This window comes from Pseudomonas sp. P42, from assembly GCF_017973755.1.
In the GTDB taxonomy this organism is placed as follows: Bacteria; Pseudomonadota; Gammaproteobacteria; order Pseudomonadales; family Pseudomonadaceae; genus Aquipseudomonas; species Aquipseudomonas iridis.
This window is the reverse complement of sequence record NZ_JACOPU010000005.1, coordinates 82,941-96,275: the sequence shown is the minus strand read 5'-3', so window position 1 is coordinate 96,275 and position 13,335 is coordinate 82,941. Positions and strand designations below refer to the sequence as shown.

Here is a 13,335-nt window from a genome sequence, read left to right as displayed (position 1 = left end):
GGCGAATTTCGCGAGAGACGCATAAGCTGCTTTAAGGCAGGATAGCGCTGTCGTTCAAATCACCCATTTGCCTACATTCCTTAAGCGTCTTCCATAAGAAAACACAGGGGCTTGTCATGAATTTTTCCGCACTACGTCGCAATCTGCTGGTTGGTTCGCTGGGCCTGGCGCTGAGCGCCGGTCTGATCGGCCAGGCAGTGGCCGGTGAGCAGCTGCAACAGATCAAGGACAAAGGCGTTATCAACGTCGGCCTGGAAGGCACTTACCCACCGTTCAGCTTCGTCGATGCCGACGGCAAACTGTCCGGTTTCGAAGTCGAGCTCTCCGAAGCCCTGGCGCAAAAACTCGGTGTCAAAGCCAAGATCCAGCCAACCAAATGGGATGGCATCCTCGCTGCGCTGGAATCCAAGCGCCTGGACGTCGTGGTCAATCAGGTGACCATCTCCGAGGAGCGCAAGAAGAAGTACGACTTCTCCGAACCGTACACCGTCTCCGGTATCCAGGCGTTGGTGCTGAAGAGCAAGGAATCCGCGCTGAACATCAAGACCGCCGCTGACCTGGCCGGCAAGAAAGTCGGTGTAGGTCTGGGCACCAACTACGAGCAGTGGGTCCGCGCCAACGTGCCGGGTGCAGACGTGCGTACCTACGATGATGATCCGACCAAGTTCGCCGACCTGAACAATGGCCGCACTGACGCTATCCTGATCGACCGTCTGGCCGCCCTTGAGTACGCCAAAAAAGCTCCGAAAACCGTCGCTGCCGGTGAAGCCTTTTCCCGTCAGGAGTCCGGCATTGCCCTGCGCAAAGGCGAGCCGGAACTGCTGGCCGCCCTGAACAAGGCCCTCGACGAACTGCGTGCAGACGGTACCCTGAAGAAGCTGTCGGAAAAATACTTCAACGCAGACGTCACTAAATAATGGAAGAAGCTTTCCAACTCGCACTTGATTCCGCGCCCTTCCTGCTTAAGGGCGCGTATTACACGGTTGTCCTCAGCCTCGGCGGGATGTTCTTCGGCCTGCTGCTGGGCTTTGGCCTGGCGTTGATGCGCCTGTCGCGCTTCAAGTCGGTCAGCTGGCTGGCCCGCATCTACGTGTCGTTCTTTCGCGGCACGCCGTTGCTGGTGCAGCTGTTCGTGATCTATTACGGCTTGCCGCAAATGGGCCTGGAGCTTGATCCGCTGCCAGCGGCGCTGATCGGCTTCTCGCTGAACATGGCCGCCTACGCCTGTGAAATCCTGCGCTCCGCGATCGGCTCGATCGAACGCGGCCAGTGGGAGGCCGCTGCGAGCATCGGCATGACCCGCGCGCAAACCTTGCGTCGGGCCATCCTGCCGCAAGCGATGCGCACGGCATTGCCGCCGCTGGGCAACAGCTTCATTTCACTGGTCAAGGACACTGCACTGGCCGCAACCATTCAGGTGCCGGAACTATTCCGTCAGGCGCAGCTGATTACCGCCCGGACTTTCGAAGTCTTCACCATGTATCTTGCCGCCGCGCTGATCTACTGGATTCTGGCCACGGTGCTGTCGCACTTGCAGAACAAGTTGGAAGAGCGGGTCAATCGGCACGACCAGGAGTCCTGACCCCATGATTGTCGTGGAAAAACTGACAAAGCAGTTCAAGGGTCAAGTGGTGCTCAACGGCATTGACCTTGAGGTAAAGGAAGGCGAGGTCGTCGCGATCATCGGCCCTAGCGGCTCGGGCAAGACGACGTTCCTGCGCTGCCTGAATTTCCTTGAAGAACCCACCAGCGGCCGGATCAAGGTCGGCGATATCGAAATCGATACCCGCCGCCCGCTGAACCAGCAACAAGGTCTGGTGCGCAATCTGCGCCAGCATGTGGGCTTCGTGTTCCAGAACTTCAACCTGTTCCCCCATCGCACCGCTCTGGAAAACGTCATCGAAGGGCCGATCGTGGTCAAGAAGATGCCGCGCGAACAAGCGGTTGCCCTGGGCAAGAAGCTACTGACCAAGGTCGGTCTCGCCGGCAAGGAAGACGCTTATCCGCGTCGACTTTCCGGGGGTCAGCAACAACGCGTGGCGATCGCCCGTGCGTTGGCGATGGAGCCGGAAGTGATCCTGTTCGACGAGCCGACTTCGGCCCTCGATCCGGAACTGGTCGGCGAAGTGCTGGCGACCATCCGCGGTCTCGCTGAAGAAAAACGCACCATGGTGATCGTCACCCACGAAATGGGCTTCGCCCGTGACGTGGCCAACCGTGTGGTGTTTTTCGACAAGGGCGTGATCGTTGAACAAGGTGAAGCCAAAGCATTGTTTGCCAACCCGAAAGAAGAACGCACTCAACAGTTTCTCAGCAAGTTCCTGAATCACGCCTGAGAATGTTTAACGCACCCTCTCAAACTTCCATGGATGGAAGTTATCTTTACCCCGCTCCAACCCCCTCCCGACTATATACACACCAGACACATTCAATGCACTACATGTATATATGTTCTGCAACAGATAAAACTCGTCTGAAACTTATCGAATGTCACTGACATGAGTATGAATAACTCTGCGTCAAAACGGCTAAAAAAGCCTATGAAAGGTAGTCGGATTCGCTTTTACGCCTAGGACTTCGACTTCAGAAATGTAGGAAACTTCTGATAGAACCTCAATTCCCAGATTAACTACCGCCGACTATTGACACCCTTCCCCGCACCCTCTTATCTAGTCGCCAACCGGCACTACTTAGTTTAATCAACTCACTCTCAAGTTGAACAAAATGTTCATTGCTTTATTGCCAGTTGATTCATGCCATTTGTTCTTCCAGAAACGGACTTCGCTGCAAGGCTTCAAGGAGAGAAATCGATGACTCGCACTTCGCATACCCCCGAACTGGCAGCACCGACACTGTCGCCAGCGCAAAAAACCGGCATCAACCTGACCGCCGCCGCACATCTGCTGGTCGCCGTTTCGCCCTATCCCGACATGGACTGCGGCGACCTGATCGAACTGTTCTGGAACAAGTGCTACATCGCATCAAAGGTGCTGACCGCCGAGGACGTTGGCAAGTCGATCAGCATGCGTGTGCCGGAGAGTTTCATTGCCAACGGCACCGCGCGTATCCACTACCGGGTGATGCAAGTCGGTCACGGCGCGGCACTGTCGGCGGCAACGCGCGTGCGGGTCAAACTCGATTGCCCTGGCGGCCAGCCAGCCGCCGTGTGCGGTGACGAAAACCAGCAACTGGCGCCGGTGATAATTCCCGATGCCATTCGCCGTCAGGGGGTGAATCCGAATCAGATCAAGCGCGGCGTGCCACTGACCATAGAGCCCTACCTGAACATGGCGGAAGACGACGCCATCACTTTGCGCTGGGGCGATGTCCGTATGGATCTCGCGCCGATCACGGCTGCCGATATCGGGCTGCCGATTCAGGTCTGGGTGCCGCCGGCGGTCATCGTCGAAGCCGGCGAGGATATGCGCCTGGACGTGACCTACTGCATCCTCGACCGGGTCGGCAACAACTCGCGCTGGGCACCACCACGGACATTGAAGATCGGTTGTGTGAATCCTTATCTGAAGGTGCCATTGAGGCAAGCACTCAAGGCGGCCGAAACGCGCAAGCCTTAGCAGTGAATCCAACGGGTGAGGGAACGTTCGCCTCCCCATCGTTCACGTTCACCGCAAGTGTTTTACCAACCTTGAAAATCTTGACCAACTCGACCATCAACCCTTCTATACATATTCCTAAAAGTTAGTTTATTTAATTTTTATACACGCTTAGGGTATATAAACCGGACCACCGGACATTCTTTCTTTCGCTGCACTTTGCAGCGTTTTCATGAGATGTGAGGTAGGTAGTATGGTCCGGAACACAATCACCCCAGTGCAGATCGCCAGGGCATTGCGTGCAGCCAAGGAGCGGCACTGATGTCCAGTCTGGCAGATGCAATCGTCCAGTCTGATCTGGACATCGCCCCGCTGTTGTTGCCCGCGCAAGTATTGCGCAACGACGCCCAAGTCCTAGAGGCCGCCCTTGAGCTGGCGCAAGTCGCCCGCGTGCAGGCCGCCAAGCGCGACCGCCAACGCAAATTGCCGTGGTCGGAAATCGAACAGTTCACCCGCAGTGGTCTGGGCAGCATTGCCATCCCGCGCGAATACGGTGGTCCGCAGGTTTCGTTCGTCACGCTGGCCGAGGTGTTCGCGATCATTTCCGCCGCCGATCCGGCGCTGGGACAGATCCCGCAGAACCAGTTCGGCATCATCAACCTGGTGCTTGGCTGCGCCACCGAAGCGCAGAAAAAGCAGCTGTTCCAAAGTGTTCTGGAAGGCTGGCGCATCGGCAATGCCGGCCCTGAACGCGGCACCAAAAACACCCTGGAACTGAAAGCGCGCATCACCGCTGACGGCGATGAGTACGTGATCAACGGCCAGAAGTTTTATTCCACCGGCGCGCTGTTTGCGCACTGGGTCGCGGTCAAAGCGCTCAACGATGACGGCAAGCAAGTGCTGGCCTTCGTCCGCCGCGGCACACCGGGTTTGCGCATTGTTGATGATTGGTCGGGCTTCGGTCAGCGCACCACCGCCAGCGGCACGATCCTGCTGAACAACGTGCGCGTCGAAGCGAGCCTTGTCGTCGACAACTGGAAGATCAACGAAACCCCGAACATTCAAGGCGCGGTGTCACAGCTGATTCAAGCAGCGATCGACGCCGGCATCGCCCGTGGCGCCATCGAAGACGCCATCGAGTTTGTCAAAACCCGCGCGCGGCCATGGATTGACGCCAAGGTCGAGCGTGCCAGCGATGACCTCTATGTCATAGCTGACATCGGCAAGCTGAAAATCGAACTGCACGCCGCCGAAGCGCTGCTGCGCAAGGCCGGGCAAGTGCTCGATCAGGTACACGCCGCACCAGTCACCGTCGAGTCCGCCGCCCGCGCCTCGATTGCCGTGGCTGAAGCCAAAGTGCTGACCACCGAGATCTCGCTGCTGGCCAGCGAAAAGCTCTTCGAACTGGCCGGCAGCCGCGCCACCCTCGCCGAATTCAACCTCGACCGTCACTGGCGCAACGCCCGCGTGCACACACTGCACGACCCGGTGCGCTGGAAATATCACGCGGTCGGCGCCTATCGCCTGAACGGCACGTTGCCGGCTCGCCATTCCTGGATTTGACCAGAACACTTTTGACCAGATCTCTGGAGAAACACATGACTTTTTCCCATCCCGTCGCGGTCATTACCAGCGATGAGCAAGCCCTGATCGTCGCCAGCGACCTGGCCGAAGATTTCAAACGCGACAGCGCCCTGCGCGACCGTGAACGACGCCTGCCGCTGCCCGAACTCGACGTGTTTTCCCGCTCCGGCCTGTGGGGCATCACTGTCCCCAAGGAATACGGCGGCGCCGCTGTGTCCAACGTCACGCTGGCCAAAGTCATCGCCCTGATCGCTCAGGCTGACGGCTCTCTTGGGCAGATTCCGCAGAACCATTTCTATGCCCTCGAAGTCCTCAGGGTAAACGGCAGCCACGCGCAGCAACAACGGTTGTACGCCGAGGTGCTGGCCGGCCAGCGCTTTGGCAATGCACTGGCGGAACTGGGTACCAGAACCGCCCACGACCGCGTTACCAGCCTCAAACGTGACGGCGACGGCTATCGCATCAACGGCCGCAAGTTCTACGCAACCGGGGCGATTTACGCGCAGCGCATTCCTACCTCCGTGGTCGATGAAAACGGCGTGCAGCAACTGGCCTTCGTCCCGCGTGACAGCAAAGGCGTGAGCGTGATCGACGACTGGAGCGGCTTCGGCCAGCGCACCACTGGCAGCGGTTCGGTGGTGTTCGAAGACGTGTATGTCGCAGCGCAAGACGTGCTGCCGTTTCAAAGCGCCTTCGAACGCCCGACCACCGTCGGCCCGCTTGCGCAGATCCTTCACGCCGCCATCGACACCGGTATCGCCCGCGCCGCTTATGAAGATGCGCTGCACTTTGTGCGCAGCAAAACCCGGCCATGGATCGACTCGGGTAATGACAATGCCACTGAAGATCCGCTGACACTGAAAAGCTTCGGCCACTTGAGTATTCGCCTGCACGCGACCGAGGCTTTGCTTGAACGCGCAGGCGAATTCCTAGATGTCGCGCAAGCCGAAACCAACGCGGACACCGTCGCCGCGGCATCGATTGCCGTCGCCGAAGCACGCGCCATCAGTACTGAAATTTCGCTGGCCGCCGGCAGCACGCTGTTCGAACTGGCCGGCAGCCAGGCCACGCTGATCGAACACGGCCTCGACCGCCACTGGCGCAACGCCCGGGTGCACACCCTGCACGACCCGGTGCGCTGGAAGTATCACGCGGTTGGCAATTACTACCTCAACGATGAAAACCCGCCACTGCGGGGCACCATCTGATGAGCAAGAAAAAAATTCTGCTCAACGCGTTCAACATGAACTGCATCGGCCATATCAACCATGGCTTGTGGACGCACCCGCGCGACACGTCGACCCAATTCAATAGAATCGAATACTGGACCGAATTGGCGCAGTTGCTGGAGCGAGGGCTGTTCGACGGGCTGTTCATCGCCGACATCGTCGGCGTGTACGACGTCTATCAGAACTCGGTAGATGTCCCGCTGAAAGAGTCGATCCAGTTGCCGGTCAACGATCCGTTGTTGCTGGTTTCGGCGATGGCTGCCGTGACCCAAAATCTTGGTTTCGGCCTGACTGCCAACCTCACCTACGAGCCGCCGTACCTGTTCGCCCGGCGCATGTCGACACTCGATCATCTGAGCCGTGGTCGCGTGGGCTGGAACATCGTCACCGGCTACCTCGACAGCGCCGCCAAAGCCATGGGCCTGAGCGAGCAAGTCGAGCATGACCGGCGCTACGACCAGGCCGACGAATACCTTGAAGTGCTCTACAAACTCTGGGAAGGCAGCTGGGAAAACGGTGCGGTCCTCAACGACCGCGAACAGCGCATCTACGCCCAACCGGAAAAAGTGCACAAGGTCGAGCACAAGGGCGAGTTCTATCAGGTCGAGGGTTATCACCTCTGCGAGCCGTCGCCACAGCGCACGCCAGTGCTGTTTCAGGCCGGCAGTTCTGATCGCGGCTTGCTGTTTGCCGGGCGCCACGCCGAGTGCGTGTTCATCAGCGGCCAGAACAAACTGTCGACCAAGGTTCAGGTCGACAAGGTCCGCGCCAGCGCTATAGAGGCCGGGCGCAATCCCGAGGACATCAAGGTGTTCATGGGCCTCAACGTGATCGTCGGCGTGACCGAGCAAGCCGCGTGGGCCAAGCATGCCGAGTACCTGAGCTACGCCAGTGCCGAGGCCGGCGTGGCGCATTTCTCGGCATCCACCGGCATCGACTTTTCCCAGTACGAGATCGACGAACCGATCCAGTACGTGAAGAGCAACGCCATTCAGTCCGCCACCAAAAACCTGCAAAACAACGACTGGACCCGACGCAAGTTGCTAGACCAGCACGCCCTCGGTGGCCGCTACATCACCGTGGTCGGTTCGCCTGAGCAAGTGGCGGATGAACTGGAATCGTGGATCGCCGAAACCGGCCTGGACGGTTTTAACCTGACCCGCATCGTCACGCCTGAAAGCTACGTGGATTTCATTGATTTGGTGATTCCGGAGTTGCAGCGGCGTGGGTCGTACAAGACCGCTTATGACACGGGCAGCCTGCGCGAGAAGCTGTTTCACGGCGCAGCGCAGCTCCCCGAGCAACACACCGGATCTTCGTACCGGCATTAAAAGCTTCGCGAGCAGGCTCGCTCCCCCATTTGGATTGCATTTCCCCTGTGGGAGCGAGCCTGCTCGCGAAGAGGCCCGAACAGACACCACAAATTTATGCACTGACTGGAAAACTCATCATGACCAAGAAAATCCTGTCCCACCCAGTCAAAGCACTGGCCCTGGCCCTAGGTCTGTTCAGCTCGGCGGTTTTCGCCGCCGACGCCCCCCTGAAAATCGGCACCACCGCAGCCTTTGCCATCCCGCTGGAAGCCGCCGTCGAAGAGGCCAGCAAACAAGGCCTTAACGTCGAGCTGGTGGAGTTCACCGACTGGATCGCACCGAACGTCAGCCTCGCCGCCGGCGACATCGACGTGAACTACTTTCAGCACATCCCGTTCCTCGAAAATGCCAAAGCCGCCGCGGGTTTTGACCTGGTGCCGTTCGCCCCGGGGATCATCAACAACGTCGGCCTCTACTCAAAGAAATACACAAGCTTCGACGAGTTACCGGAAGGCGCCAGCGTTGCCATCGCCAACGACCCGATCAACAGCGGTCGCGGTCTGCAACTGCTGGCCAAGGCCGGTCTGATCAAGCTCAAACCGGGGGTCGGCTATAAAGCCACCGAAGACGACATCGTCGCCAACCCGAAGAAAATCAAAATCCTTCAGGTCGAAGCCGTGCAACTGGTGCGCGCCTATGACGACGCAGATCTGGTGCAGGGCTACCCGGCCTATATTCGCCTGGCGAAGACCTTCGATGCCGGCTCGGCGCTGCTGTTCGATGGCCTCGATCACAAGGAGTACGTGATCCAGTTCGTGATTCAGCCAAAGAGCAAAACCGACCCGCGCCTGATCAAATTCGTCGATATCTACCAGCATTCCCCAGCCGTTCGCGCGGCACTGGATAAGGCCCACGGCAAGCTGTACCAGGCCGGTTGGGAAAGCTGAGCATGACGGCCGCGACCCAACGGCGACTGGAGATTCCAGAGCCAAAGAATGCTGAACGCACTGAACTGCACCCGGAACTGAACCGCGCCCACGTGCGCTTCATCAACCTCGGCAAAACCTACAACGGCCGACAAGGCCCGGTCGCTGCGCTGCAAGGCATCGACCTGGCGATCCAGCGCGGTGAAGTGTTCGGGATTATCGGCCGCAGCGGCGCCGGCAAGTCGTCGCTGATTCGTACGATCAATCGACTGGAACAACCGACTTCAGGGCGGGTGCTGATCGATCAAGTGGACATTGGCGAGTTCGATGAAAACCGTTTGGTCGCTCTGCGTCGGCGAATCGGCATGATTTTCCAGCACTTCAATCTGATGTCGGCCAAGACCGTTTGGCAGAACGTCGAGTTGCCGCTGAAAGTCGCCGGTGTGCCCAAAGAACAACGCGAGAACAAGGTCCGCGAACTGCTGGAACTGGTGGGCCTGCAAGGCAAGCACAAGGCTTATCCGGCGCAGCTCTCCGGCGGGCAGAAACAGCGTGTCGGCATCGCCCGCGCACTGGTGCATGACCCGGATATTCTCCTGTGTGACGAAGCGACTTCGGCGCTCGATCCGGAGACCACGCAATCGATCCTCGGTTTGCTGCACGAGATCAACCAGCGCCTGGGCCTGACCATCGTATTGATCACCCACGAAATGGCAGTGATTCGCGAAATCTGCGACCGAGTGGTGGTACTGGAACACGGGCAAATAGTCGAGCAAGGTCCGGTCTGGGAAGTGTTCGGCAACCCGCAACACGAGGTCAGCCAAACACTGCTTGCGCCGCTGCAACATGCGTTGCCGCAAGAGTTGCAAAGCCGTCTGCACGCGCATTCGCCCTCCAGCGAAGCGGCTGTGGTTCTGCGTTTGCAGTTCACTGGCAGCGCCAGCGACGAGCCCGATCTGGCAGCGTTATTCGCGGCCCTCGGTGGGCGGGTGAAGTTGTTGCAGGGCGGCGTTGAACGGATTCAGGGCCACGCGCTGGGGCAGTTGCTGTTGGCGGTCAGTGGTGCTTCGCTGGACGCCGAAACATTGCGCCAACGCGCCGGACAATGGGCGCAACGGGTGGAGGTGCTGGGTTATGTGGTTTGATCGCTTGCTGCAGGGTTTCATCGACACGTTTTTGATGGTCGGCGTGTCGTCGTTGATCGCGCTGCTGGTGGGCATTCCCATGGCGGTGATTCTGGTCACCAGCGACAAGGGCGGGATCTACGCAGCACCGGTGCTGAACCGCGCCTTGGGCGCATTCGTGAACCTGTTCCGTTCGATCCCGTTTCTGATTCTGATGGTCGCACTGATCCCGTTCACGCGGCTGATCGTCGGCACCACCTACGGCGTGTGGGCGGCGGTGGTGCCGCTGACCATTGCTGCCACGCCGTTCTTTGCACGGATCGCCGAGGTGAGCTTGCGTGAAGTTGACCACGGCTTGATCGAAGCTGCGCAGGCGATGGGTTGCCGGCGCTGGCACATCGTCTGGCATGTGCTGCTGCCCGAGGCGCTGCCGGGGATCGTCGGCGGATTCACCATCACCCTGGTGACGATGATCAACTCCTCGGCCATGGCCGGCGCGATTGGCGCTGGCGGCCTGGGGGATATCGCTTACCGCTACGGCTATCAGCGTTTCGACAGCCAGATCATGCTGACGGTGATTGTGTTGCTGGTGGCGCTGGTGGCGGTGATTCAGTTGGGCGGTGATCGCTTGGCGCGGGGCTTGAACAAGCGCTGAGGCGATCTTTTAAAGCGCGAAAGCGCTTATAGTCAGCTCATCTCTCTTTACGCCACGAACAGACCATGAAGCAGACCCCTACCGACCTCGAGCAGATCACCGCCACCACCCTCGGCCACTACAACTCGGTGGCCGAGGACTTTCGCGAGGGCACCCGCGATCACGATGTCAGCCAGAACATCGACGCGCTGTTGCGGCACATTCAAGGCACGGCACCGTTCACGATTCTTGATTTCGGCTGTGGGCCGGGGCGGGATCTGCAGACGTTCACGCGCATGGGCCACGTTGCTGTCGGCCTCGACGGCTCGGAAAAATTTGCGCAGATGGCACGTGAGGACAGTGGTTGCGAAGTGCTGCAGCAAGATTTCCTGAAGCTGGATTTGCCCGCAGCGCGCTTCGACGGCGTTTTCGCCAACGCGGTGCTGTTCCATGTGCCGTTGCAGGAACTGCCGCGGGTTTTGCAGCAACTGCACGGCAGCCTGAAAGCGGGTGGCGTGCTGTTCAGTTCCAATCCACGCGGCGATAACAGCGAGGGCTGGAACGGCCCGCGTTATGGCTCTTATCACGATCTGGAGGCGTGGCGCGGGTTGCTCACGGCGGCCGGTTTCGTCGAGATGGAACACTACTTCCGGCCAGCGGGGCTGCCGCGAGAGCAACAGCCGTGGCTGGCGAGTGTTTGGCGCAAGGTCTGACTCAGGGAGCGTTCTGCACCCGGTAGTGGCTCACCGCACCGTCGGGCAGCAACACCGTGAGGCTCTCGCCCGGCAGGGTCTTGCCGCGCACTTCACGCGCGGCTTGATCGAAGTTGGCCAGCAATCGAGTACCGTCCGCGAAGGTTGTCTGCTGCACGCGCCGATCATCGCTGAGCCATTCGAATCCGGTCATCTCCTGCTTCGCCAGACGTTCATGCAACGGGCGGAAAAAAACGTCCTGCCGCGCCATCAGCGGCAGCCGCTGCGCAAGCGTCGCCGCGCTCAGGTGATACAGCGGCGGCACGTTGTAGAGCAACTGCGTGAGCTCATTCGCCGCCTGCACGTTGCTCAGCTTCAGGCTGTCGTACAACCAGTGATGCGTGGTGATGACCGAACCGTGGAACACTGCCTGGTACAGCGGCAAACGGCTGGCCGGATCAAAGTGGATGCGGCGGTACGGTTCTTTGATCGGCACAGGCTTGAAGAACACCGCCGGTTGCTCCGGCGGATACCATTTGCCGACGAAGTATTCAGAGGCAGGATTTTTGCTCATGTCGACATCGCCCCAGCCGATCACGGGCGTCTGCATGCCATGGGCGAACAGCACGCCTCGCGCTGTGGTCGCGTTGCCATCCTCGGAGCCGGTGGGCAGTTGCAAGACCTGATTGATCCAGCGTGACGCCTCGACGTTGCTTTCGGCATTTTGCGCTTGCGTCATCGTGGCACCAGGGCGGTAACTGTCGAGCACCATGCCCGTGGCGTAGGCGTCCAGAAACCAACTGTTGAAACCGGCAGCGGCGCTGATGGCGGTGACGCGTTTCTCCAGCAATGGCCGCACGCAACGCGGATCGGTGTAGTGTCCCGACTGCTGGAAACCGGTTTTCAACGTGCGGTTTTCCATCACGATGGCGCATTCGGTGTTTGCCATGTCGCCCAGGTGCGCGGTGATCCAGTCCGGGTTTTCGTCACGGCTCAGGGCGGTCTGGTAGGAGTCATACGGCGCGATCAGATACCCCGCCTTCACCGCTGCGCGAACCACCTCCGGATGCCAGAGTCCGCCCTCCCAACCCTCGCCAAGCCCCAGCCACAAACGCGTCAGCCCTGCGCTGTGCAAACGTTCAAGGGTATCGAGCGACAAGGTGCTGCCCCAGCGCTTGGGATCGGCGGTCAAAGCGCCCGCGAATTCGCCGGCCAGTTGCCCGCGAAGGGCGCCATAACCACTGACCAGTGCCTGCATGTCCGGCACCGCGCGGGCTTGCCAGGTTTTGCGCGCCAGGGTGTCGAGCGCGCGATTGAGACTGCGCAGCAGCACCGTTTTCTGGTAGCGATTGAGCACGGTTTCGCCGGCGAGCATCTGCAAGGCTTCGTGATCCATAGCGCCGCGCAGCGCACTGGCCAGCGGCGTCTGACTGCGCAGTTTGCCGAGCAGCGCCGGCCAGTTGCGCACATCTTTCGCTCCCAACAGATCGTTGCCCCACAGGTAGACATGGCTGGCCCCCAGCAGCTTGCTGGCCTGCGGGGTTTTCTCAAGCTTGCTGCTCAGCGTTTCATAATGACCGTTTTCGATCAGCCATTGCCGGTAGCGTTTGGCCCCCGCCAACGTTTCGGCGTCGCCCAGAAACAGGCTGAACGTCAGCGGCGTCGACGGTTGCAATGAGGTGAATTGATGCCGCGCTGACAACGCCAGGGTCTGACCATCAGCGCTGAACAGCAGATGATTGTTGTACGGATTGCTCAGCAACCAATTGAGGCTGAACCCGTCGTGCACGACGCCCCACAGCGGCAAGCCGAGATCCTGGGTGGTATTGAATGCGCCCTCACCGAGCAGAAATTTCTGCCAGACCTGGTCCCCACGCGGCACGTAGTGCCCTTCGGCCAGCGGCCAGATCAAGCCTTTGCCCATGGCGCTGCCGGGTTGGCGCAGGAACTCGAAGTCACCTGGCTTGCGCGCGGTAATCGAGAACGAAAGGTCGCGCTGATCGAGTTCAGCACTGAGGGTCCAGGCGCCATCATCCCATTGCCAGTCGAGGCGATTGCCGCTTCTGACCAATTGACTGACCTTGTGCGCTTCAACCCCCGTCGATGCCTGCACGCTGGCGCGGTCGGCCGGGGTGACCTGCACGGCGAGGGTCGCGGGGTCGATCTGCACCTGCCACAGTGCGTTGGCCAACAGCGTTGCGGCCAGCGTCGAGGGCGACAGGCACAGCCCGAGCATCAGCAGCAGCTGACGCGGCCAGCAAGCAATCGTAGACATCAGG

12 protein-coding genes are annotated in these 13,335 nt (G+C 59.9%); 11 read left to right on the top strand and 1 reads right to left on the bottom strand.

The genetic code is table 11. The features are described from left to right. The first annotated feature begins 116 nt into the window (after nt 1–116). From tcyJ to H8B20_RS17175, 11 genes are all read left to right on the top strand, one after another. Entirely contained in the window at nt 117–917 is an 801-nt protein-coding gene (tcyJ, locus tag H8B20_RS17225; protein WP_210623988.1) for a cystine ABC transporter substrate-binding protein, read from the top strand. Continuing rightward, nucleotides 917–1,582 (top strand): cystine ABC transporter permease, encoded by a 666-nt coding sequence (gene tcyL, locus H8B20_RS17220; protein ID WP_042557122.1) that lies wholly within the window; start codon nt 917–919, stop codon nt 1,580–1,582. The genes tcyJ and tcyL overlap by 1 nt, the downstream gene beginning before the upstream one ends. A gap of 4 nt (nt 1,583–1,586) precedes the next feature. Next, nucleotides 1,587–2,336 carry an L-cystine ABC transporter ATP-binding protein TcyN gene (tcyN, locus tag H8B20_RS17215; protein WP_115146055.1) on the top strand — a complete coding sequence of 250 codons (750 nt, stop codon included), beginning with the start codon at nt 1,587–1,589 and terminating at the stop codon, nt 2,334–2,336. Between the two features lie 474 nt (nt 2,337–2,810). Next, a complete protein-coding gene (locus tag H8B20_RS17210) occupies nt 2,811–3,575 on the top strand; it encodes a hypothetical protein (protein WP_210623987.1) in 765 nt (254 codons plus the stop codon). 300 nt (nt 3,576–3,875) lie between these two features. Then, nucleotides 3,876–5,117 carry an SfnB family sulfur acquisition oxidoreductase gene (locus tag H8B20_RS17205; protein ID WP_210623986.1) on the top strand — a complete coding sequence of 414 codons (1,242 nt, stop codon included), beginning with the start codon at nt 3,876–3,878 and terminating at the stop codon, nt 5,115–5,117. 35 nt (nt 5,118–5,152) lie between these two features. Further along, entirely contained in the window at nt 5,153–6,346 is a 1,194-nt protein-coding gene (locus H8B20_RS17200; RefSeq protein ID WP_210623985.1) for an SfnB family sulfur acquisition oxidoreductase, read from the top strand. Continuing rightward, nucleotides 6,346–7,698, top strand: coding sequence for an LLM class flavin-dependent oxidoreductase (locus tag H8B20_RS17195; protein ID WP_210623984.1), 1,353 nt, complete (start codon nt 6,346–6,348; stop codon nt 7,696–7,698). The genes H8B20_RS17200 and H8B20_RS17195 overlap by 1 nt, the downstream gene beginning before the upstream one ends. Before the next feature lie 119 nt (nt 7,699–7,817). Further along, nucleotides 7,818–8,627, top strand: coding sequence for a MetQ/NlpA family ABC transporter substrate-binding protein (locus H8B20_RS17190; RefSeq protein WP_042557116.1), 810 nt, complete (start codon nt 7,818–7,820; stop codon nt 8,625–8,627). Between the two features lie 2 nt (nt 8,628–8,629). Beyond that, entirely contained in the window at nt 8,630–9,751 is a 1,122-nt protein-coding gene (locus H8B20_RS17185) for a methionine ABC transporter ATP-binding protein (RefSeq protein ID WP_210623983.1), read from the top strand. Then, entirely contained in the window at nt 9,741–10,385 is a 645-nt protein-coding gene (locus H8B20_RS17180; protein ID WP_042557114.1) for a methionine ABC transporter permease, read from the top strand. The genes H8B20_RS17185 and H8B20_RS17180 overlap by 11 nt, the downstream gene beginning before the upstream one ends. Nucleotides 10,386–10,450: 65 nt before the next feature. Further along, on the top strand, nt 10,451–11,077 hold the full coding sequence (locus H8B20_RS17175; protein WP_210623982.1) for a class I SAM-dependent methyltransferase: 627 nt from the start codon (nt 10,451–10,453) through the stop codon (nt 11,075–11,077). A gap of 1 nt (nt 11,078) precedes the next feature. Here the strand turns inward: H8B20_RS17175 and H8B20_RS17170 are convergent, their stop codons facing one another. Further along, nucleotides 11,079–13,331 (bottom strand): glycoside hydrolase, encoded by a 2,253-nt coding sequence (locus tag H8B20_RS17170; protein ID WP_210623981.1) that lies wholly within the window; start codon nt 13,329–13,331, stop codon nt 11,079–11,081. Nucleotides 13,332–13,335: the final 4 nt, after the last annotated feature.